We start from the raw sequence: 22,132 nt of genomic DNA, 5'->3' as shown, positions 1-22,132 counted from the left end.
ACTCGGAAGGGCCCGGCATTGGAAGCGCGCGAGGCGCAGGAGCCGCAGGCACACGCACAGCCGGGTGACGACGGCCACCGCCCGGCACCCGGCAGGCACGTCCCGGTGATGCTCCACCGCTGCCTGGACCTGCTGGCCCCGGCCCTGGAGCGGCCCGGCGCCGTCGTCGTGGACTGCACCCTCGGCCTAGGCGGCCACAGCGAGGCGCTGCTCGCCCGCTTCCCCGAGGTCCGTCTCGTCGCCCTCGACCGGGACAAGGAGGCGCTGCGGCTGTCCGCCGAGCGCCTCGCCCCCTACGGCGCGCGCGCCACCCTGGTGCACGCGGTCTACGACGAACTCCCCGAGGTCCTCGACCGGCTGGGCCTGGCCCGCGTGCAGGGCGTGCTGTTCGACCTCGGGGTCTCCTCCATGCAACTCGACGAGGCCGACCGAGGGTTCGCCTACGCCCAGGACGCCCCGCTCGACATGCGCATGGACCAGTCGACCGGGACGAGCGCCGCCGAGGTGCTCAACACCTACCCGCCGGGCGAACTCGTGCGCATCCTGCGGGCCTACGGCGAGGAGAAGCAGGCCAAGCGGATCGTGTCCGCCGTGGTGCGCGAACGGGAGCGGGAACCCTTCACCACCAGCGCCCGGCTGGTGGAGGTGATCCGCGACGCGCTGCCGCAGGCGGCCAAGCGCACCGGCGGCAACCCCGCCAAGCGCACCTTCCAGGCGCTGCGCATCGAGGTCAACGGCGAACTCACCGTCCTGGAGCGGGCGATCCCGGCCGCGGTGCGGGCGCTCGACGTCGGCGGGCGGATCGCCGTGCTGGCGTACCACTCGCTGGAGGACCGGCTCGTCAAACAGGTGTTCGCGGCCGGTGCCGCCGGCACCGCCCCGCCCGGGCTGCCCGTCGTCCCCGAGCGCTACCAGCCCCGGCTCAAGCTCCTGACCCGCGGTGCCGAACTCCCCACCGAGGAGGAGATCGCCGAGAACCGCCGGGCCGCACCGGCCCGGCTGCGCGGGGCCCTGCGCATCCGGGAGGACGCCGAGTGAGGAACGCTGGGCGGCGCACCGGACCGATGTGGACCGGGAGGGGACGTGAGTAGGAAACCGCACCTGAAGGGGCGGGCCGCCCGGCTCGCCCGGCTGTTCCCGGCGGCCCGGGGCCGGGCCGCCCGCACCCCCTTCGTCCTGCTGGTGGTGCTGCTGCTCGGCGGCGGTCTGATCAGCCTGCTGGTGCTGAACTCCGCCCTCAGCGCGGGCTCCTTCCGGCTCGACGACCTCCAGCAGGGGACCAAGAACCTCACCGACGAGGAACAGGCGCTCCAGCGGGACGTGGACGCCTACTCGGCCCCCGACGCGCTCCAGCGCCGCGCCCGCGAACTCGGCATGGTCCCCGGCGGCACCCCCGCCTTCCTCGGCCCCGACGGCACGGTCAAGGGCGACCCCTCGCCCGCCGCCTCCGGGGACACCCTCGTCCGGTCCGCCCTCACCGGCGCCGGCGCCACCGCCGGGGCGCCGGGCCCCGGCACGAGCGAGACTCCGGGCGCGGCCCCGAGCACGGACCCCGGCGCCGACCCGGCCACGGCCCCGTCCCCGGACGCCCCCGGTGGCAGCCCCACGGCCACCGCCCCCGCAATGCCCGCGACGACCCCCGGCAGGTGACGGAAGTGGTTGACGACTCCGGCAGGCAGCCGCCGCGCCGCCGTGTGCCGGGCCCCGCCCGGTCCGCCCGCCCGGCCCGGCCCGAGCGCCCCGGCGCCCCCCGGCGGCCCGGACCCGGCGCCCGCCCCGCGCGCCGTCCGGCCCCCTCCCGCGCCATGCCGCGCACCATCCGGCTCGCCGGGCCCCGGCCCCGGCTGCGCATGGTCGGCGTCGCCCTCGCCCTGGTGCTGTCCGTCTTCGTCGTGCGCCTGCTCCAGGTGCAGGCCGTCGACTCCGCCACGTACACCGCCAAGGCGGACCGCAACCGCTACGTGGCCCACGTACTGGCCGCCGAGCGGGGCGGGATCACCGACCGCAACGGCGTCACGCTCGCCACCAGCGTGGACGCGAGCGACATCACCGCCGACCCGACGCTGTTCACCCGCGAGCAGCTGGGGATCGACGACGGTCCGGAGCAGGCCGCCGCCCTGCTCGCGCCGATCCTGAACCAGGATCAGGAGACCCTCGCCAAGAAGCTGCGCAGGAACACCCGGTACGTGCTCCTCGCCCCCCGTCAGACCCCCGAGGTGTGGAAGCAGATCCAGGACCTGCGGACCACCCTCGCCCGCAAGGCGCGCACCGAGAGCGGTGTCGTCGACGTCCTGGCCGGCGTCCTGCACGACCCGAGCAGCAAGCGGGTCTACCCCAACGGCGAACTCGCCGCCGGGATACTCGGCTGGGTCAACGCCGCCGGTGAGGGCGGCGGCGGCATCGAGCAGATGCTGGACAAGCGGCTCTCCGGCAAGGACGGCAAGATCCGCTACACCCAGTCGGGCGGCCGTCTGGTGCCCACCGCGAGCTCCACCGAGACGCCCGCCGTGCCCGGCAGCGACGTCGAGCTCACCATCGACCGCGACATCCAGTTCGCGGCGCAGAACGCCATCAGCGAGCAGGTGCGCAAGTCCAAGGCCGACCGCGGCTACGTGGTCGTCCAGGACACCCGCACCGGGCAGATCCTCGCGATGGCCAACGCCCCGGGCTTCGACCCCGGCGACCTCTCCCACGCCGACCCCGCGGCCCTCGGCAACGCGGCCGTCCAGGACGCCTACGAGCCCGGCTCCACGGCCAAGGTGATGTCGATGGCGGCGGTCCTGGAGGAGAACGTGGCCACCCCGGGCACCCATGTCGTCGTGCCCAACCGGCTGCACCGCGGCGACCGGCTGTTCTCGGACGACATCGACCACGAGACCTGGTACCTCACGCTCAACGGCGTGCTCGCCAAGTCCAGCAACATCGGCACCATCCTGGCCACCGGCGAACTCGGGAAGACGCAGGCGAAGGCCAACGAGGTCCTCTACTCCTACCTGCACAGGTTCGGCATGGGCAGGCCCACCGGGCTGGGCCTGCCCGGCGAGACCAAGGGCATCCTCGCGCCCCCGGGCAAGTGGTCCACCTCGCAGCAGTACACGATTCCTTTCGGCCAGGGTTTCTCCCTCAACGCCGTTCAGGCGGCCTCCATCTACTCCACCCTCGCCAACGGCGGTGTCCGCGTCGAACCCAGCCTGGTCCGCGGCACGAAGGGCCCCGACGGGCAGTTCACGCCGGCCGACCGGCCGGAGCGGAGCCGGGTGGTGAGCGCGAAGACGGCCAGGACCCTCGCCCGGATGCTGGAGTCGGTCGTGGACGACGAGCAGGGCACCGGACTCAAGGCGCGCATTCCGGGGTACCGGGTGGCGGGGAAGACGGGTACGGCCAACCGCGTGGATCCGGCCACCGGCAGGTACCACGGCTACACCTCGTCCTTCGCCGGGTTCGCCCCCGCCGACAAGCCCCGGATCACCGTGTACTGCGCGATCCAGAACGCCACCGAGGGCAGCTACTTCGGCGGCCAGATCTGCGGGCCGATCTACAAGCAGGTGATGGAGTTCGCCCTGAAGACCCTCCAGGTCCCGCCCACCGGCGCGCCCCCTGCCAAGCTGCCCGTCGAGTTCAAGCCATGAGCCCCACCCCGTGAGGAACCCGGCCGCGACCGCGGGACGGCCGCGCCGGGACCCTCACCGACCGCCGTACGCGCGTCCCCGCCGTACACCCCCGCAAGACCGATCAGGAACTGCCCGTGACTACGATCACTCCCGGCTCCGGGAACCAAGGACCGCCCCGCACTCCGCTTCGCTCCGGGCCAGGGGTGCCCGGTACGCTCACCGCCGTGCCACACGCCGATCAGTCCCAAACCACCCAGAAGGGCGCATCCGTGACCTACCCCGGGCCGCCCCGACCGGAGCACGTCCCCGCCACGCCCCTCGCGGAACTGGCCGGTCAGCTGGGTGTCGCCGCCCCGGAGACCGAGGCCGGGGTCACGGGCATCACCCACGACTCACGGGCCGTCCGCCCCGGCGACCTCTACGCCGCCCTGCCCGGCGCCCGCCTGCACGGCGCCGACTTCGTCACCCAGGCGGCCGGCCTCGGCGCCGCCGCCGTGCTGACCGACCCCAGCGGCGCCGAGCGCGCCGCCGCAACCGGACTGCCGGTCCTCGTCGCCGAGGACCCGCGCGCCGGGATGGGCGAGCTGGCGGCCACCATCTACGGCCGCCCGGGACGCGAGCTGCTGGGCATCGGCATCACCGGCACCTCCGGCAAGACCACCACCGCCTACCTCGTCGAGGGCGGGCTGCGCACGGCGAAGTCCACCGGCCTGATCGGCACCGTCGAGATGCGCATCGGCGACGAGCGCATCAAGTCCGAGCGCACCACCCCCGAAGCCACCGACCTGCAGGCCCTGTTCGCGGTCATGCGGGAGCGCGGCGTCGAGGCGGTCGCCATGGAGGTCTCCAGCCACGCGCTGGTGCTCGGCCGGGTCGACGGCTGCGTCTTCGACATCGCCGTCTTCACCAACCTCAGCCCGGAGCACATGGAGTTCCACTCCGGGATGGAGGACTACTTCCAGGCCAAGGCGCAGCTCTTCACCCCCGCCCGCAGCAGGCTCGGCGTGGTCAACACCGACGACGAGTACGGCCGCAGGCTCGCCGCGCAGGCCACGGTGCCCGTGGTGACGTACTCCGCCGAGGGCCACCCGGACGCCGACTGGCGGGCCGAGGACGTCGAGGTCGGCCCACTGGACTCCACGTTCACCGTGCTCGGCCCGGACGGTGTCCGCGTCACCGCGCGCTCGCCGCTGGCGGGCCCGTTCAACGTGGCCAACACCCTCGCCGCGATCGTCGCGCTGGCCGCCGCCGGGCTCGACCCGCAGGCCGCCGCCGACGGCATCGCCGCGGTGCCCGGCGTCCCCGGCCGGCTGGAGCGGGTCGACGCCGGACAGCCCTACTTCGCCGTCGTCGACTACGCGCACAAGACGGACGCCGTCGAATCGGTCCTCAGGGCGCTGCGCAAGGTCACCAAGGGCCGGCTGCACATCGTGCTCGGCTGCGGCGGAGACCGGGACACGACCAAACGCATGCCCATGGGCGCGGCCGCGGCGCGGCTCGCCGACACCGCCGTCCTCACCTCCGACAACCCCCGCTCCGAGGACCCCCTCGCCATCCTCGCCACCATGCTCCAGGGCGCCGCCTCGGTGCCCGCGCACGAGCGGGGCGAGGTGCAGGTCTTCGAGGACCGGGCCGCCGCGATCGCCGCCGCCGTCGCCCGGGCCCGGCCCGGCGACACGGTGCTGGTGGCCGGCAAGGGCCACGAGCAGGGCCAGGACATCGCCGGGGTGGTGCGTCCCTTCGACGACCGCCAGGTACTCCGCGAAGCAATCCAGCAGACCCAGGGATGAACTTGTGATCGCCCTCTCCCTCGCCGAGATCGCAGAAGTCGTCGGCGGGCAGACACACGACATACCGGATCCGTCGGTCATGGTCACCGGACCCGTCGTCCGGGACTCCCGCGAGGCGGTACCCGGCAGCCTCTTCGTCGCCTTCGTCGGCGAACGCGCGGACGGCCACGACTACGCGCGGGCCGTCGTCGAGACCGGCGCGGTGGCCGTGCTGGGCTCCCGGCCCGTCGGCGTGCCCGCCATCGTCGTGGACGACGTGCAGCGGGCGCTGGGCGCCCTCGCCCGGCACGTCGTGGAACGGCTCGGCGCCACCCTCGTCGCCCTCACCGGCTCGGCGGGCAAGACCAGCACCAAGGACCTCATCGCCCAGGTGCTGCGCACCAAGGCGCCCACGGTGTTCACACCCGGCTCGCTCAACAACGAGATCGGACTGCCGCTCACCGCGCTCAGCGCCACCGCCGAGACCAGGTTCCTCGTCCTGGAGATGGGCGCACGCGGCATCGGTCACATCCGCTACCTCACGGTACTCACCCCGCCGCGGATCGGCCTCGTCCTGAACGTCGGCTCCGCCCACATCGGCGAGTTCGGCGGGCGCGAGCAGATCGCACAGGCGAAGGGCGAACTCGTCGAGAGCCTCCCGCCGGCCGAGGAGGGCGGCGTCGCGGTCCTCAACGCCGACGACCCCTACGTGAAGGCCATGGCCGCCCGCACCACGGCACGGGTACTGCTGTTCGGGGAGAGCGACGAAGCGGACGTACGCGCCGAGAACGTGACGCTCACGGCTGCCGGACAGCCCTCGTTCAGCCTTCACACACCCTCCGGGTGCAGCGATGTGACGATGCGCCTGTACGGTGAGCACCACGTGTCGAACGCGCTCGCCGCGGCCGCCGTCGCCCATGAGCTGGGCATGTCCGCGAAAGAGATCGCCACCGCGCTCTCGGAGGCGGGCTCCCTCTCCCGCTGGCGCATGGAGGTCACCGAGCGCCCTGACGGCGTGACCATCGTCAACGACGCCTACAACGCGAACCCCGAGTCCATGAAGGCAGCGCTGCGCGCGCTGGCGGCCATGGGACGGGGGCGGCGGACCTGGGCGGTGCTCGGCAGGATGGCCGAGCTCGGGGACGAGGCGCTCGCCGAGCACGACGCGGTCGGACGGCTGGCCGTCCGGCTCAATGTCGGCAAGCTCGTCGCGGTCGGGGGCAGGGAAGCGTCCTGGCTGCAACTGGGCGCATACAACGAGGGTTCGTGGGGTGAGGAGTCGGTGCACGTGTCCGACGCACAGGCGGCTGTCGACCTGTTGCGCAGCGAGTTGCGCCCGGGAGACGTCGTACTCGTGAAGGCGTCCCGGTCGGTCGGGCTCGAGAGCGTTGCCCAGGCGCTGCTCGAGACCGGTGCCGAGGGTGAGGTTGCCGCCCGATGATGAAGCAGATCCTGTTCGCAGGTGTCATTGGTCTGTTCCTGACCCTGGTCGGCACCCCGCTGCTGATCAAGCTGCTGGCCCGCAAGGGCTACGGCCAGTACATCCGCGACGACGGCCCGCGCGAGCACGCCAGCAAGCGCGGTACGCCGACGATGGGCGGCATCGCCTTCATCTTCGCCACGATCGTCGCGTACTTCCTGGCGAAGGTGATCACGGTCTACCTGGACCCGGACGCCGACGCCTCGCCGACCTTCTCGGGTCTGCTGGTGCTCGGCCTGATGGCGGGCATGGGCCTGGTCGGGTTCCTCGACGACTACATCAAGATCGTCAAGCGGCGCTCGCTCGGTCTGCGGGCCAAGGCCAAGATGGCCGGACAGCTCATCGTCGGCATCGCCTTCGCGGTCCTCGCCCTGCAGTTCCCCAACGTGCAGGGACAGACGCCGGCCTCCACCAAGATCTCCTTCGTCCAGGACTTCGGCTGGTCCATCGGCCCCGTGCTGTTCGTCGTGTGGGCCCTGTTCATGATCCTCGCGATGTCGAACGGCGTGAACCTGACGGACGGTCTGGACGGCCTGGCCACCGGCGCCTCGGTCATGGTCTTCGGCGCCTACACCTTCGTCGGCGTCTGGCAGTTCCAGGAGTCCTGCGCCAACGCCGCGACCCTGATGAACCCGCAGGCCTGCTACGAGGTCCGCGACCCGCTGGACCTCGCCGTCATCGCCTCCGCGCTGATGGGCGCCTGCCTCGGCTTCCTGTGGTGGAACACTTCGCCCGCCAAGATCTTCATGGGTGACACCGGCTCGCTGGCGCTCGGCGGCGCCCTCGCCGGCCTCGCGATCTGCTCCCGCACCGAACTGCTCATCGCCCTGCTCGGCGGTCTGTTCGTCCTCATCACCATGTCCGTCGTCATCCAGGTCGGCTCCTTCCGCATGACCGGCCGACGGGTCTTCCGGATGGCGCCACTGCAGCACCACTTCGAACTCAAGGGGTGGTCCGAAGTCCTTGTCGTGGTCCGCTTCTGGATCATCCAGGGCATCTGCGTGGTCGTCGGACTCGGCCTCTTCTACGCGGGATGGGCGGCCGCCAAGTGACCACCGACGGGACCCGGGGGGCCGCCGCGGCCCAGGAGTTCGCGGGCCTGCGCATCACCGTCGCCGGCCTCGGCGTGAGCGGCCTCAGCGCCGCCCGCGCCCTGGCCGGCCTCGGCGCCCGGGTCACCGTCGTCGACGGCGGCGACTCGGCGGCGCAGCGCGAGAAGGCCGAGGCCCTCGCGGCCGAGGGCATCACGGTCCGCCTCGGCGACGCCGAGACCCTGCCCGAGGGCACCGAGCTCGTCGTCACCTCGCCCGGCTGGAAGCCCGGCTCGCCGCTGTTCGCGGCGGCCGCCGCGGCCGGTGTCGACGTCGTCGGCGACGTGGAGATCGCCTGGCGGCTGCGCGGGCGGAACGGCGCGAGTGCCGCTCCCTGGCTCGCCGTCACCGGCACCAACGGCAAGACCACCACCACGCAGATGCTCGCCTCGATCCTGCGGGCGGCCGGACTGCGCACCGCCGCCGTCGGCAACATCGGCACCCCGATCGTCGACGTGGTCCTGGCCGGCGCGGACGAATCCGGCGAGCCCTACGACGTGCTCGCCGTGGAACTGTCCAGCTACCAGCTCCACTGGGCCCCCTCGCTGCGCGTGCACAGCGCCGCCGTCCTCAACCTCGCCCCCGACCACCTCGACTGGCACGGCTCGATGGAGGCCTACGCCGCCGACAAGGGGCGCGTTTACGAAGGCAACCGGATCGCCTGCGTCTACAACATGGCCGACAAGGCCACCGAGGACCTGGTGCGCGAGGCGGACGTCGAGGAGGGCTGCCGCGCCGTCGGCTTCACCCTCGGCACCCCCGGCCCCTCCCAACTCGGCGTCGTGGACGGCCTCCTGGTCGACCGCGCCTTCGTCGAGGACCGGCAGAAGAACGCCCAGGAGCTCGCCGAGGTCTCCGACGTGAACCCGCCGGCCCCGCACAACATCGCCAACGCCCTTGCCGCGGCGGCCCTCGCGCGCGCCTACGGCGTGCCCGCGAAGGCCGTCCGCGACGGACTGCGCGCGTTCACCCCGGACGCCCACCGCATCGCCCACGTCGCCGACGTGGACGGTGTGGCGTACATCGACGACTCCAAGGCCACCAACACCCATGCCACACAGGCCTCGTTGGCGGCGTACGAGTCGATCGTGTGGATCGCCGGAGGGCTCGCCAAGGGCGCGACCTTCGACGAACTGGTCGCCGGGGCGGCGGGCCGGCTGCGCGGCGCCGTCCTGATCGGCGCCGACCGCGCCCTGATCCGCGAGGCGCTGGCGCGACACGCCCCGGAAGTACCCGTGGTCGACCTCGACCGGACAGACACTGGGGCGATGCGGGCGGCGGTCGCCGAGGCGCGGAAGCTCGCACGGCCGGGCGACACGGTGCTGCTGGCGCCGGCCTGTGCGTCCATGGACATGTTCACCAACTACAACAAGCGCGGGGACGCGTTCGCGGAGGCCGTCCGCGAACTCGGCACCGCGGACGGCTGACCCGGGCCTGCCGTTGCCGGCGGTGCCGGAATGGGAGGACGCGTGGAAGCGATGTGGTCCGAGCACCGGGGACTGCCGCCGACGGGCCCCGGCGGGTGCCGCTGATGCCCGGCAGCCGCACCGCACCCCGCCCGCCCGGCAGGAGACCCCCGGCCGCCGCCGTCCGGCCCCCCGGCGACACGGCCCTGCACCGCCTGCACGCGCGGGCCCGCAAGGCCTGGGACCGGCCGCTCACCGCCTACTACCTGATCCTCGGCAGCAGCCTGCTGATCACCGGGCTCGGCCTGGTGATGGTCTACTCGGCCTCGCAGATCACCGCGCTGCAGATGTCGCTCTCGGGCTCGTACTTCTTCCGCAAGCAGTTCATGGCCGCCGTGATCGGCACCGGCCTGCTGCTCGCCGCCTCCCGGATGCCGGTGCGGCTGCACCGCGCGCTCGCCTACCCCATCCTGGCCGGCTCGGTCTTCCTGATGATGCTCGTGCAGGTGCCGGGGATAGGGGTCGCGGTCAACGGCAACCAGAACTGGATCGCGCTGGGCGGCTCCTTCCAGATCCAGCCCAGCGAGTTCGGCAAGCTCGCGCTCGTGCTGTGGGGTGCCGACCTGCTCGCCCGCAAACAGGACAAGCGGCTGCTGACCCAGTGGAAGCACATGCTGGTGCCGCTGGTCCCCGCGGCCGGCCTGCTCCTCGGACTGATCATGCTCGGCGGCGACATGGGCACCGCGATCATCCTCACCGCGATCCTGTTCGGCCTGCTCTGGCTGGCCGGGGCGCCCACCCGGATGTTCGCGGGAGTGCTCGGCATCGCCGCCCTCATCGGCACCGTCCTGATCAGGACCAGCCCCAACCGTATGGCCCGGCTCGGCTGCCTGGGCGCCACCGACCCCGGCCCCGACGACTCCTGCTGGCAGGCGGTGCACGGCATCTACGCGCTCGCCTCGGGCGGGCTGTTCGGTTCCGGGCTCGGCGCCAGCGTGGAGAAATGGGGACAACTGCCCGAAGCCCACACCGACTTCATCTTCGCCATCACCGGTGAGGAACTGGGCCTCGCGGGCACACTGTCGGTGCTCGCCCTGTTCGCGGCTCTAGGCTATGCGGGTATCCGCGTGGCCGGACGCACGGAGGACCCCTTCGTGAGGTATGCCGCGGGAGGCGTGACCACCTGGATCACCGCGCAGGCGGTGATCAACGTCGGTGCGGTGCTCGGTCTGCTGCCGATCGCCGGTGTCCCGCTCCCGCTGTTCTCCTACGGAGGGTCCGCCCTGCTGCCGACCATGTTCGCCATCGGGTTGCTGATCGCCTTCGCGCGCGACGACCCCGCTGCGCGGGCGGCGCTCGCCATGCGGCAACCTCGCTTTGGTAGAAAGCGGGCTGGCGGCCCTCGGGCCGCCAGGAGATGGAACACGATGCGACGGCGCGCCCCACGGGCGCGTCCGTCCGGAGAGCGGTGAATTTCGGTGCATGTCGTCCTCGCCGGTGGAGGGACCGCCGGCCACATCGAGCCCGCGCTCGCCCTCGCGGACGCCCTGCGCAGGCAGGACCCGACCGTGGGGATCACGGCCCTGGGCACGGAGCGCGGACTCGAGACACGTCTCGTTCCCGAACGTGGCTACGAACTCGCGCTGATCCCCGCCGTCCCCCTGCCGCGCAAACCCACCCCCGAGTTGATCACGGTCCCGGGCCGGCTGCGGGGCACGATCAAGGCGGCCGAGCAGATCCTGGAGCGCACCAAGGCGGACGCCGTGGCCGGGTTCGGCGGCTACGTCGCGCTGCCCGCCTACCTGGCCGCCAAGCGGCTCGGCGTGCCGATCGTGATCCACGAGGCCAACGCCCGCCCGGGACTGGCCAACAAGATCGGCTCGCGGTACGCAGCCCAGGTCGCCGTATCCACGCCGGACAGCAAGCTGCGCGGCGCCCGGTACATCGGCATCCCGCTGCGCCGCACCATCGCCACCCTGGACCGGGCCGCCGTGCGCCCCGAGGCCCGGGCGGCGTTCGGGCTCGACCCCAACCTGCCGACGCTGCTGGTCTCCGGCGGTTCGCAGGGCGCCCGGCGGCTCAACGAGGTCGTCCAGCAGGTCGCCCCCTGGCTCCAGCAGGCGGGCATCCAGATCCTGCACGCGGTCGGACCGAAGAACGAACTGCCGCAGGTGCAGCAGATGCCGGGGATGCCCCCCTACATCCCGGTAAGTTACCTGGACCGGATGGACCTCGCGTACGCCGCGGCCGACATGATGCTCTGCCGTGCGGGCGCGATGACCGTCGCCGAACTCTCCGCTGTCGGGCTCCCGGCCGCCTACGTCCCGTTGCCCATCGGCAACGGCGAACAGCGGCTGAACGCCCAGCCGCTGGTCAAGGCCGGCGGCGGACTGCTGGTCGACGACGCGGACCTGACCCCCGACTGGGTCCGGGACACCGTCCTGCCCGTGCTCGCCAACCCGCACCGGCTGTACGAGATGTCGCGCGCGGCCGGTGAGTTCGGCCGCCGGGACGCCGACGAGCTGCTCGTCGGCATGGTGTACGAGGCGATCGCCTCGCGCCGTTAGCACCGTATGACGAAAGGGCAGGAGCGTGGCCGGACCCACCACCGCCGAACGCGGCGAACGGCAGCAGCCGAAGAAGTCCGGCCCGCCCCGGCCGCCCCTGCGGCGGCGGCTGCCCCGCCGCCGCACCCTCGTCCTCCTCGCGGTCGCCACCGTGGTCCTCGGCACCGGCCTCGGCTGGCTCCTCTACGGGTCCCCGTGGCTGCGCACCGAGCATGTCTCGGTCTCGGGGACCCGGGTGCTCACCCCCGAGCGGGTGCGCTCGACGGCTCGGGTGCCGCTCGGCTCGGCGCTGCTGTCCGTGGACACGGACGCGATCGAGGCGCGGCTGCGCGGGGAGCTGCCGCGTATCGACACGGTCGAGGTGTCCCGCTCCTGGCCGCACGGAATCACGCTGAAGGTCACGGAGCGTGTCCCGGTCCTCCTGATCGAGGAAACCGGTGAATCTGGCGTATCCGGTAAATCCGATGAAGTGGAAAAAAGCGATCAGCAGGGCACGGGGGACGGTAATAATAATAAAGCGCGAAAATATGTCGAAGTGGACAAAAAGGGCGTGCGCTTCGCCACCGTCTCCCGCGTTCCCGACGGCGCCCCCCTGCTGGAATGGGACGTGGTCCGCGGCGCCTCCGCCCGCCGCTTCGGCACCGAGCGGCTGACGCGCGCGGCGGTGGACGTCGCCCGGGACCTCCCGGCCGGGGTCGCCCGCGACACCCGCGCCGTCAAGGTCCGTTCCTACGACTCCGTCTCGCTGGAGTTGAGGGGTGGCCGCACCGTGTTGTGGGGCAGCGCGGAGCAGGGGCGCGCGAAGGCCCGTACTCTCACCGCGCTGATGAAAGCGGCTCCTCGCGCACGGCACTTCGACGTCAGCGTCCCCACCGCCCCCGCGTCATCGGGGAGTTGACGCGCATCCGCGCAGGCCAGCACCCTGGTTGGGCAGCGCTACGGCTGATCACATAGGGTGAAAAGAAAAACGGGAGGTTCGGCGTGTTCGTTGAACGCGCGCCACTTGTCGACTTAGTGTCCTGTTCAGAAGACTTCAAGGAACAGACACACTGGTAACCCTAAACTTCAGCGTTAGGGTTCGGGTCGGCGTTCGGACCGTCCCATTCGGCATCAGTCGTCGGATCGCGGAGCCGGCAGTGCTCCGGTGATGCGGCGACACGTAACTCGAGGCGAGAGGCCTTCGACGTGGCAGCACCGCAGAACTACCTCGCAGTCATCAAAGTCATCGGTGTCGGCGGCGGTGGTGTCAATGCCATCAACCGGATGATCGAGGTCGGTCTCAAGGGCGTCGAGTTCATCGCCATCAACACCGACGCGCAGGCGCTGTTGATGAGCGACGCCGACGTCAAGCTCGATGTCGGCCGCGAACTCACCCGCGGACTCGGCGCCGGAGCCAACCCGGCCGTCGGCCGCAAGGCCGCGGAGGACCACCGCGAGGAGATCGAGGAGGTCCTCAAGGGGGCCGACATGGTCTTCGTGACAGCCGGTGAGGGCGGCGGCACCGGCACCGGCGGAGCACCGGTCGTGGCCAACATCGCCCGCTCGCTGGGCGCCCTCACCATCGGCGTGGTCACCCGCCCGTTCACCTTCGAGGGCCGGCGCCGCGCCAACCAGGCGGAGGACGGCATCGCCGAGCTCCGTGAAGAGGTCGACACCCTCATCGTCATCCCCAACGACCGCCTGCTGTCCATCTCGGACCGCCAGGTCTCGGTCCTGGACGCCTTCAAGTCGGCCGACCAGGTCCTGCTCTCCGGTGTCCAGGGCATCACCGACCTCATCACCACCCCCGGCCTGATCAACCTCGACTTCGCCGACGTGAAGTCCGTCATGTCCGAGGCCGGTTCGGCGCTCATGGGCATCGGCTCCGCCCGCGGCGACGACCGCGCGGTGGCCGCGGCCGAGATGGCGATCTCCTCGCCGCTGCTCGAGGCCTCCATCGACGGTGCCCGGGGCGTGCTGCTCTCCATCTCCGGCGGCAGCGACCTCGGCCTGTTCGAGATCAACGAGGCGGCCCAGCTCGTCAGCGAGGCCGCCCACCCCGAGGCCAACATCATCTTCGGCGCGGTCATCGACGACGCGCTCGGCGACGAGGTACGGGTCACCGTCATCGCCGCCGGCTTCGACGGCGGTCAGCCGCCGTCCAAGCGGGACACCGTCCTCGGCTCCTCCTCGGTCAAGCGCGAGGAGCCCGCCCCGGTGCGGCAGGCGGAGAGCCGCCCGTCCTTCGGTTCGCTCGGCAGCGTCACCCCCAAGGAGGCCGCGCCGGAGCCCGCCCCGGAGCCGGTGAACGACCTCCCGGCCGGCCCGCCGGTCCCGCCCTCGCGGACCTACTCGGACAGCGCCGCCGAGGAACTGGACGTTCCGGACTTCCTCAAGTGATAGGCCCCCTCGACGCTCCCGACCCGAGTGGCGCGCACTTCGCCTTCACCGACCGGTGGGGCGGGGTGAGCGCCGCTCCGTACGAGGAGCTCAACCTCGGCGGGGCGGTCGGTGACGACCCCGACGCCGTGCGCACCAACCGCGAACTGGCCGCGAAGTCCCTGGGTCTCGACCCCGGGGCCGTCGTCTGGATGAACCAGGTGCACGGCGCCGAGGTGGCCGTCGTCGACGGACCCTGGGAGAGCGGCACCGCCGAACTCCCCGCCGTGGACGCGCTCGTCACCACGCGCCGCGGCCTCGCCCTCGCCGTCCTCACCGCCGACTGCGTGCCCGTGCTGCTCGCCGACCCCGTCGCCGGGGTGGCCGCCGCCGCGCACGCCGGGCGCCCCGGCATGGCGGCGGGCGTCGTCCCCGCCGCCGTCCGCGCGATGACCGGACTGGGCGCCGAACCCTCCCGGATCACCGCTCGCACCGGTCCCGCCGTCTGCGGCCGCTGCTACGAGGTGCCCGAGGAACTGCGCGCCGAAGTGACCGCCGTCGAGCCGGCGGCGCACGCCGAGACGAGTTGGGGTACGCCGGCGCTCGACGTGGCCGCCGGGGTGCACGCCCAGCTCGAACGGCTCGGAGTGCGCGACCGGACGCACTCGTCGGTGTGCACCCGGGAGTCGGGCGACCACTTCTCCTACCGGCGCGACCGCACCACCGGGCGGCTCGCCGGTTATGTCTGGCTGGACTGAAGGAACATGAGCGACCGCAGGACGCAACTCGCCGCGAATCTCGCGAAGGTGGAGGACCGCATCGCCGCCGCGTGCGCGGCCGCGGGACGTGCGCGGGAGGAGGTGACCCTGATCGTGGTCACCAAGACCTACCCCGCGAGCGATGTGCGGCTCCTCGCCGAACTCGGCGTGCGGCACGTCGCCGAGAACCGGGACCAGGACGCGGCCCCCAAGGCCGCCGCCTGTTCGGATCTGCCGCTCACCTGGCACTTCGTGGGCCAGTTGCAGACCAACAAGGTGCGTTCCGTGCTCGGTTACGCCTCTCTCGTGCAGTCCGTGGACCGCGCCCGGCTCGTCATGGCGCTCTCCCGGGAGGCCGTTCGCATCGGCCGCGAGGTGGGCTGCCTGCTGCAGGTCGCATTGGACGCGGGGGAGAGCGGGCGGGGCGAGCGGGGCGGCGTCGGTCCCGACGGCGTCGGGGAGTTGGCCGCCCTGGTCGAGGAGGCTCCGGGGCTGCGGCTCGACGGACTGATGACCGTCGCGCCCCTCACCGGTGAGTACGCCGGACGTCAACAGGCGGCGTTCGAGCGGTTGATGGATTTGTCGACCGTACTGCGCAAGACACATCCTGCTGCGAACATGGTTTCCGCGGGGATGAGTAGGGACCTCGAGGAGGCCGTGGCGGCCGGAGCGACACATGTGCGCGTCGGCACTGCGGTACTCGGAGTCCGCCCCGGGCTCGGGTAACGTCGCCAGGAAGTCGGACCACAGCAGAAAATATGGTCATTACCGCTGGTAGGCGGGCGTAACGACCTCGTGGATCGCGGGCACTTGGCAAGTCGTCAGTGGATCCACCACAGAGCGGAGGACTCGGAGCATGGCCGGCGCGATGCGCAAGATGGCGGTCTACCTCGGCCTCGTGGAGGACGATGGGTACGACGGCAGGGGCTTCGACCCCGATGACGACTTCGAACCGGAGCTCGACCCGGAGCCCGAACGGGAGCGCCGTCGGCACGAGCCGTCACATCAGTCACTTCAGTCGCAACGGGACGAATCGGTACGAGCGGTACAGCCGCCCGCCCCGCGCGACCCGCTGCCCCACGCCGCTTCGCTTCCCGCGGAATCCGGACGTCCGGCACGCATCGCGCCCGTGGCATCCATCACACAAGAACGCGCCAGCCTGGAGAAGAACGCACCGGTGATCATGCCCAAGGTCGTGTCGGAACGAGAGCCGTACCGGATCACGACACTGCACCCCCGGACCTACAACGAGGCCCGTACCATCGGGGAACACTTCCGTGAGGGCACCCCGGTGATCATGAACTTGACCGAGATGGATGACACGGACGCGAAGCGACTTGTCGACTTTGCGGCCGGTCTGGTGTTTGGTCTTCACGGCAGCATCGAGCGGGTGACACAGAAGGTCTTCCTGTTGTCTCCTGCTAACGTCGATGTCACGGCGGAGGACAAGGCCCGCATCGCAGAGGGCGGGTTCTTCAACCAGAGCTGAGAAGCAGTACCCGGCAGTACCAGGAACGACGCACGGAAAACAGGGGAGAGGGACGCACGGATCATGGGCGTGGTGGTGCAGGTCGTCTACGTCGTGCTGATGTGCTTCCTCGTGGTGCTCATCTTCCGGTTGGTCATGGACTACGTCTTCCAGTTCGCCCGCTCATGGCAACCCGGCAGGGCGATGGTGGTCGTCCTCGAGGCGACCTACACTGTCACCGATCCACCGCTGAAGCTTCTGCGGCGGTTCATCCCGCCGCTGCGTCTCGGGGGCGTGGCGCTCGACCTGTCCTTCTTCGTACTGATGATCATCGTCTACATCCTGATCTCCCTCGTGGGTAGTGCACTGGGGTGAGCGTGGACGACATGGGCCTGCCGACTGCCGACGACAACGTTGAGGTGAAGAAATGCCGTTGACCCCCGAGGACGTGCGGAACAAGCAGTTCACGACCGTCCGCCTCCGAGAAGGCTATGACGAGGACGAGGTCGATGCCTTCCTCGACGAGGTCGAAGCCGAGCTGACCCGGCTGCTGCGCGAGAACGAGGACCTGCGCGCCAAGCTGGCCGCGGCCACGCGTGCCGCCGCCCAGAACCAGCAGAACATGCGCAAGCCCCCCGAGGGCCAGGACGGACCGCCGCACCAGGGCGGCCCGCACCAGCAGCAGGGCGGCCCCCACCAGCAGCAGGGCGGTCCTCACCAGCAGGGCGGCCCGCACCAGGGCGGCCCGCACCAGCAGCAGGGGCACCCGCAGCAGGGCATGCGAGGTCCCGGCGCTCCGGTACCCGCCGGCATATCGGGCCCGCCGCAGCAGCAGATGGGTGGCCCCATGGGTGGTCCGCCCCAGCTGCCGAGCGGTGCCCCGCAGCTGCCCGCCGGCCCCGGTGGCGGTCAGGGCGGCCCGCAGGGTCCCGGCCCGATGGGCCAGGGCCCCGGTCCCATGGGCCAGGGACCGATGGGCGGCCAGCCGCCCATGCAGCAGATGGGCGGCCCCATGGGCGGTCCGATGGGCGGCCCCGGCCCGATGGGTGGTCCCATGGGCGGCCCCGGTCAGGGCCCCGGTGGCGACAGCGCCGCCCGTGTCCTCTCGCTGGCCCAGCAGACCGCAGACCAGGCGATCGCCGAGGCACGCTCCGAGGCCAACAAGATCGTCGGCGAGGCGCGTTCGCGTGCCGAGGGCCTGGAGCGGGACGCCCGCGCCAAGGCCGACGCCCTGGAGCGGGACGCGCAGGAGAAGCACCGTGTGGCGATGGGCTCCCTGGAGTCCGCCCGCGCCACGCTGGAGCGCAAGGTCGAGGACCTGCGGGGCTTCGAGCGCGAGTACCGCACGCGGCTGAAGTCGTACCTGGAGTCGCAGCTGCGCCAGCTGGAGACCCAGGCCGACGACTCGCTGGCCCCGCCGCGCACTCCGGCCACGGCCTCCCTGCCCTCGCCCTCGGCGCCGTCGATGGCTCCGGCGGGCGCGAGCGCCCCGTCCTACGGCGGCAACCAGTCGATGGGCGGCCCGCAGGGACCCTCGGCGCCGTCCTACGGCGGTCAGCAGCAGATGACGCCCGCGATGACGCAGCCGATGGCGCCGGTACGGCCGCAGGGCCCCTCCCCGATGGGCCAGGCGCCGTCCCCGATGCGCGGTTTCCTGATCGACGAGGACGACAACTGAGCGCGGCCTAGCGGCCCAGCCACGCGACGGGTCATCGGCAGACTCGAAAGGCGGTCCCGGAGGGTTTCCCCTCCAGGACCGCCTTCGCGTTGTCCGCACAGTGGTTTTGTTCGTACGGGCCGTCCGCACGGGCCGGGGCGGCGGGGGTGAGCCCGCCGCCCCGGCCCTCGTGCTCACGCCTTGCGGAGGCGGAACGTGAGGGTCAGGGAGTCCTCCGTGAACGGGTCGCCGAACGTTCCGTCCGCCTCCCCGCGCACGAACTCCGTCGCCAGCACCTCGTCCGCGATCAGCCCGGAGTGCTCCGACAGCGCCGCCACGACACCCGGCTCCACCGCGTCCCAGCGCAGCACGATCCGGTCGGCGACGTCCAGACCGCTGTTCTTCCGCGCCTCCTGGATCAGCCGGATGGCGTCCCGCGCGAGCCCGGCCCGGCGCAGCTCCTCGGTGATCTCCAGGTCGAGCGCGACCGTCGCACCGGAGTCCGAGGCCACCGACCAGCCCTCGCGCGGGGTCTCCGTGATGATCACCTCGTCCGGTGCCAGCGAGATCTTCTCGCCGTCCACCTCCACCGAGGCCGTGCCCTCGCGCAGGGCCAGCGACAGCGCCGCGGCGTCCGCCGCCGCGACCGCCCGCGCCACGTCCTGCACCCGCTTGCCGAAGCGCTTGCCCAGCGCCCGGAAGTTGGCCTTGGCCGTGGTGTCCACCAGCGAGCCGCCCACCTCGCTCAGCGAGGCCAACGACTCCACGTTCAGCTCCTCCGTGATCTGCGCGCGCAGCTCCCGGTCCAGGGACTCGAAGCCGTGCGCCGCGATCAGGGCGCGGCGCAGCGGCTGCCGCGTCTTGACGCCCGACTCGGCACGGGTGGCCCGGCCCAGCTCGACCAGCCGCCGCACCAGCAGCATCCGCTGCGACAGCTCCGGGTCGATGGCGTCCAGGTCGGCCTCCGGCCAGGAGGACAGGTGCACGGACTCGGGCGCGCCCGGCGTCACCGGCACCACCAGGTCCTGCCAGACCCGCTCGGTGAGGAACGGGGTCAGCGGGGCCATCAGCTTCGTCACCGTCTCGACGACCTCGTGCAGGGTGCGCAGCGCGGCCTTGTCGCCCTGCCAGAACCGGCGCCGGGAGCGGCGCACGTACCAGTTCGAGAGGTCGTCGACGAAGGCGGACAGCAGCTTGCCGGCGCGCTGGGTGTCGTAGCCCTCCAGGGACCGGGTCACCTGGTCGGTCAGCGCGTGCAGCTCGCTCAGCAGCCAGCGGTCGAGCAGCGGGCGCTCGGCCGGAGCCGGGTCCGCCCCGCTCGGCGCCCAGCCGGAGGTGCGGGCGTACAGGGCCTGGAAGGCGACCGTGTTCCAGTAGGTCAGCAGCGTCTTGCGCACGACCTCCTGGAGGTTGCCGTGGCCGACCCGGCGGGCCGCCCAGGGGGAGCCGCCGGCCGCCATGAACCAGCGCACCGCGTCGGCGCCGTGCTGCTCCATGAGCGGGATCGGCTGCAGGATGTTGCCCAGGTGCTTGGACATCTTGCGGCCGTCCTCGGCGAGGATGTGGCCCAGGCAGACGACGTTCTCGTAGGAGGACTTGTCGAACACCAGGGTGCCGATGGCCATCAGCGTGTAGAACCAGCCGCGGGTCTGGTCGATCGCCTCGGAGATGAACTGCGCCGGGTACCGGCTCTCGAACAGCTCCTTGTTCTTGTACGGGTAGCCCCACTGCGCGAACGGCATCGAGCCCGAGTCGTACCAGGCGTCGATGACCTCCGGCACGCGGGTCGCCTGCGCCTCGCAGCCCTCCTCGGGGCAGACGAAGGTGACCTCGTCGATGAACGGGCGGTGCGGGTCGAGCCCGGACTGGTCGGTGCCGGTCAGCTCGGTGAGTTCCGCGCGCGAGCCGACCACCGTGAGGTGGTCCTCCGTGCAGCGCCAGACGGGCAGCGGCGTGCCCCAGTAGCGGTTGCGGGACAGCGCCCAGTCGATGTTGTTGGTGAGCCAGTCGCCGTACCGGCCGTGCTTGATCCGCTCCGGGTACCAGTTGGTCTTCTCGTTCTCCTCGAGGAGCCGGTCCTTGACGGCGGTGGTGCGGATGTACCAGGACGGCTGCGCGTAGTAGAGCAGCGCGGTGTGGCAGCGCCAGCAGTGCGGGTAGCTGTGCTCGTACGGCAGGTGCCGGAAGAGCAGGCCGCGCTCCTTGAGGTCCTCGGTGAGCGCCTCGTCGGCCTTCTTGAAGAAGACGCCGCCGACCAGCGGGAGGTCCTCCTCGAAGGTGCCGTCGGGGCGCACCGGGTTGACCACGGGCAGTCCGTAGGCCCGGCACACCTTGAGGTCGTCCTCACCGAAGGCGGGGGACTGGTGGACCAGACCTGTGCCGTCCTCGGTGGTGACGTACTCGGCGTTGACGACGTAGTGCGCGGGCTCGGTGAACTCGACCAGCTCGAAGGGGCGCCGGTAGGTCCAGCGCTCCATCTCGGCGCCGGTGAAGGTCCGCCCGGTGCTCTCCCAGCCCTCGCCGAGCGCCTTGTCGAGCAGCGGCTCGGCGACGACCAGCTTCTCCGTTCCGTCCGTCGCGAGGACGTAGGTGACCTCCGGGTGCGCGGCGACGGCCGTGTTGGACACCAGGGTCCAGGGCGTCGTCGTCCACACCAGCAGCGCGGCCTCGCCGGCCAGCGGGCCGGAGGTGAGCGGGAAGCGGACGTAGACCGAGGGGTCGACGACCGTCTCGTAGCCCTGCGCCAGCTCGTGGTCGGACAGGCCCGTGCCGCAGCGCGGGCACCACGGGGCGACCCGGTGGTCCTGGACGAGCAGGCCCTTGTCGAAGATCTCCTTCAGCGACCACCACACCGAGTCCACGTACTCGGGGTCCATCGTGCGGTAGGCGTCGTCCAGGTCGACCCAGTAGCCCATGCGGGTCGTCAGCTCGGTGAAGGCGTCCGTGTGGCGGGTCACCGACTCGCGGCACTTGGCGTTGAACTCGGCGATGCCGTACGCCTCGATGTCCTTCTTGCCGGTGAAGCCGAGCTCCTTCTCCACCGCCAGCTCGACGGGGAGGCCGTGGCAGTCCCAGCCCGCCTTGCGCGCCACGTGGTAGCCGCGCATGGTGCGGAAACGCGGGAAGACGTCCTTGAAGACGCGGGCCTCGATGTGGTGGGCGCCCGGCATGCCGTTGGCGGTGGGCGGGCCTTCGTAGAACACCCACTCGGGGCGGCCCGCAGACTGTTCCAGGCTCTTGGCGAAGATCTTCTGCTCGCGCCAGAAGTCGAGCACCGCGTGCTCGAGCGCGGGCAGGTCGACCTGTGCGGGCACCTGGCGGTACGTCGGCGCTGTCATCAGCGTGATTCCTCCAACGGACTTGCTGCCTTCCGTCGGAGGGACGAGAGCCACTCGTGCGTACGCCGTGTGCGGCGGGCTCCCGCGGTACCACCCTCCTTGGCCCCCCGGCGCACCCTGCGCCCCGGCGGGCCCCCTCATTGGGGTCGCGATGCCGGGTCTACTCGCCCTCGCCGGTCCCGGTGACGGGGCCCGCGGGGGCTTTCTTCCGGCGGCTCCGGGGTGATCTTCGCGCCGCGCTCGCCCCCGGGCTCCCACCGTCCCCGGGTCGCTCTGGGCTGCGTACGCCGCTACTCGTCCCCATCCACGCTTCTCGCTGCGCCCAGTGTACGGCGCCGGGCCGACAGCGGCCGACCGGTCTGCCGCAGGCTCCGGGACGCGGGCGGCGGCCGCGCGGGGTGACCCGAACGGCACCGGGACGGCGTCCGGATTCCGCGGCGGGGCGCCGGGCGGATTACCCGGCCGGGAGCTGGGCACAACGCTTTCATGCTCGCCGCCCGGCACCCGCCGGGCGGATCCTCACCGGCATGCCCCGTTGCCGGGGGTCACAAGTCGACTTATCGTCCCAGCACGATTCGTGAGCCGGCCGGACCACTCCGTGAACGGGCGTGGCCATGACGGCGAAGCAC

17 protein-coding genes are annotated in these 22,132 nt (G+C 71.8%); 16 read left to right on the top strand and 1 reads right to left on the bottom strand.

Annotation, left to right across the window (positions count from 1 at the left end):
• The first annotated feature begins 105 nt into the window (after positions 1-105).
• The 16 genes from rsmH (at position 106) to OHB09_RS08225 (ending at position 18,186) form a co-directional block, all read left to right on the top strand.
• On the top strand, positions 106-1,038 hold the full coding sequence (gene rsmH, locus OHB09_RS08300) for a 16S rRNA (cytosine(1402)-N(4))-methyltransferase RsmH (protein ID WP_318295144.1): 933 nt from the start codon (positions 106-108) through the stop codon (positions 1,036-1,038).
• A gap of 45 nt (positions 1,039-1,083) precedes the next feature.
• Positions 1,084-1,650, top strand: coding sequence for a septum formation initiator family protein (locus OHB09_RS08295; RefSeq protein WP_328921786.1), 567 nt, complete (start codon positions 1,084-1,086; stop codon positions 1,648-1,650).
• A 5-nt stretch (positions 1,651-1,655) separates the two neighbouring features.
• Positions 1,656-3,629: a peptidoglycan D,D-transpeptidase FtsI family protein gene (locus tag OHB09_RS08290; RefSeq protein ID WP_078631236.1), complete on the top strand. Its 1,974-nt coding sequence runs from the start codon at positions 1,656-1,658 to the stop codon at positions 3,627-3,629.
• Positions 3,630-3,880: 251 nt separating this feature from the next.
• Positions 3,881-5,401, top strand: a complete 1,521-nt coding sequence (locus OHB09_RS08285; RefSeq protein WP_191890275.1) for a UDP-N-acetylmuramoyl-L-alanyl-D-glutamate--2,6-diaminopimelate ligase — start codon at positions 3,881-3,883, stop codon at positions 5,399-5,401.
• A 4-nt stretch (positions 5,402-5,405) separates the two neighbouring features.
• Positions 5,406-6,821: a UDP-N-acetylmuramoyl-tripeptide--D-alanyl-D-alanine ligase gene (locus OHB09_RS08280; RefSeq protein WP_328921785.1), complete on the top strand. Its 1,416-nt coding sequence runs from the start codon at positions 5,406-5,408 to the stop codon at positions 6,819-6,821.
• On the top strand, positions 6,821-7,912 hold the full coding sequence (gene mraY / locus OHB09_RS08275; protein ID WP_040896870.1) for a phospho-N-acetylmuramoyl-pentapeptide-transferase: 1,092 nt from the start codon (positions 6,821-6,823) through the stop codon (positions 7,910-7,912). Before OHB09_RS08280 ends, mraY begins: the two co-directional genes overlap by 1 nt.
• Positions 7,894-9,378: a UDP-N-acetylmuramoyl-L-alanine--D-glutamate ligase gene (gene murD, locus OHB09_RS08270; RefSeq protein ID WP_050811334.1), complete on the top strand. Its 1,485-nt coding sequence runs from the start codon at positions 7,894-7,896 to the stop codon at positions 9,376-9,378. Before mraY ends, murD begins: the two co-directional genes overlap by 19 nt.
• Positions 9,379-9,482: 104 nt before the next feature.
• Positions 9,483-10,829 (top strand): putative lipid II flippase FtsW, encoded by a 1,347-nt coding sequence (gene ftsW / locus OHB09_RS08265; RefSeq protein WP_006143583.1) that lies wholly within the window; start codon positions 9,483-9,485, stop codon positions 10,827-10,829.
• A 6-nt stretch (positions 10,830-10,835) separates the two neighbouring features.
• Complete coding sequence (murG, locus tag OHB09_RS08260; RefSeq protein WP_006143582.1) at positions 10,836-11,924, top strand: undecaprenyldiphospho-muramoylpentapeptide beta-N-acetylglucosaminyltransferase; 1,089 nt, start codon at positions 10,836-10,838, stop codon at positions 11,922-11,924.
• Positions 11,925-11,949: 25 nt separating this feature from the next.
• On the top strand, positions 11,950-12,822 hold the full coding sequence (locus OHB09_RS08255) for a cell division protein FtsQ/DivIB (protein ID WP_328921784.1): 873 nt from the start codon (positions 11,950-11,952) through the stop codon (positions 12,820-12,822).
• Positions 12,823-13,109: 287 nt separating this feature from the next.
• On the top strand, positions 13,110-14,303 hold the full coding sequence (gene ftsZ / locus OHB09_RS08250) for a cell division protein FtsZ (protein WP_006143580.1): 1,194 nt from the start codon (positions 13,110-13,112) through the stop codon (positions 14,301-14,303).
• A complete protein-coding gene (gene pgeF / locus OHB09_RS08245) occupies positions 14,300-15,040 on the top strand; it encodes a peptidoglycan editing factor PgeF (protein WP_006143579.1) in 741 nt (246 codons plus the stop codon). Before ftsZ ends, pgeF begins: the two co-directional genes overlap by 4 nt.
• A 6-nt stretch (positions 15,041-15,046) precedes the next feature.
• A complete protein-coding gene (locus OHB09_RS08240; protein ID WP_328921783.1) occupies positions 15,047-15,766 on the top strand; it encodes a YggS family pyridoxal phosphate-dependent enzyme in 720 nt (239 codons plus the stop codon).
• Between the two features lie 130 nt (positions 15,767-15,896).
• Entirely contained in the window at positions 15,897-16,529 is a 633-nt protein-coding gene (locus OHB09_RS08235) for a cell division protein SepF (RefSeq protein WP_006143576.1), read from the top strand.
• Between the two features lie 63 nt (positions 16,530-16,592).
• A complete protein-coding gene (locus OHB09_RS08230) occupies positions 16,593-16,883 on the top strand; it encodes a YggT family protein (RefSeq protein ID WP_006143575.1) in 291 nt (96 codons plus the stop codon).
• Positions 16,884-16,935: 52 nt separating this feature from the next.
• Positions 16,936-18,186 carry a DivIVA domain-containing protein gene (locus tag OHB09_RS08225; RefSeq protein ID WP_006143573.1) on the top strand — a complete coding sequence of 417 codons (1,251 nt, stop codon included), beginning with the start codon at positions 16,936-16,938 and terminating at the stop codon, positions 18,184-18,186.
• Positions 18,187-18,359: 173 nt separating this feature from the next.
• Here the strand turns inward: OHB09_RS08225 and ileS are convergent, their stop codons facing one another.
• Positions 18,360-21,503: an isoleucine--tRNA ligase gene (gene ileS / locus OHB09_RS08220; protein ID WP_191890240.1), complete on the bottom strand. Its 3,144-nt coding sequence runs from the start codon at positions 21,501-21,503 to the stop codon at positions 18,360-18,362.
• Positions 21,504-22,132: the final 629 nt, after the last annotated feature.

This window comes from Streptomyces griseoaurantiacus (assembly GCF_036189845.1).
In the GTDB taxonomy this organism is placed as follows: Bacteria; Actinomycetota; Actinomycetes; order Streptomycetales; family Streptomycetaceae; genus Streptomyces; species Streptomyces griseoaurantiacus.
The sequence above is the reverse complement of the archived record's forward strand: the minus strand, read 5'-3'. Positions and strand labels throughout refer to the sequence as shown.

Bases quoted from the DNA above. Each gene is read 5' to 3' on its own strand.
- murD (WP_050811334.1), top strand. From the start codon at position 7,894: ATGGGCGGCCGCCAAGTGACCACCGACGGGACCCGGGGGGCCGCCGCG.
- ftsW (WP_006143583.1), top strand. From the start codon at position 9,483: ATGCCCGGCAGCCGCACCGCACCCCGCCCGCCCGGCAGGAGACCCCCG.
- OHB09_RS08235 (WP_006143576.1), top strand. From the start codon at position 15,897: ATGGCCGGCGCGATGCGCAAGATGGCGGTCTACCTCGGCCTCGTGGAG.
- OHB09_RS08230 (WP_006143575.1), top strand. From the start codon at position 16,593: ATGGGCGTGGTGGTGCAGGTCGTCTACGTCGTGCTGATGTGCTTCCTC.
- OHB09_RS08240 (WP_328921783.1), top strand. From the start codon at position 15,047: ATGAGCGACCGCAGGACGCAACTCGCCGCGAATCTCGCGAAGGTGGAG.
- OHB09_RS08225 (WP_006143573.1), top strand. From the start codon at position 16,936: ATGCCGTTGACCCCCGAGGACGTGCGGAACAAGCAGTTCACGACCGTC.
- mraY (WP_040896870.1), top strand. From the start codon at position 6,821: ATGAAGCAGATCCTGTTCGCAGGTGTCATTGGTCTGTTCCTGACCCTG.
- ileS (WP_191890240.1), bottom strand. From the start codon at position 21,503: ATGACAGCGCCGACGTACCGCCAGGTGCCCGCACAGGTCGACCTGCCC.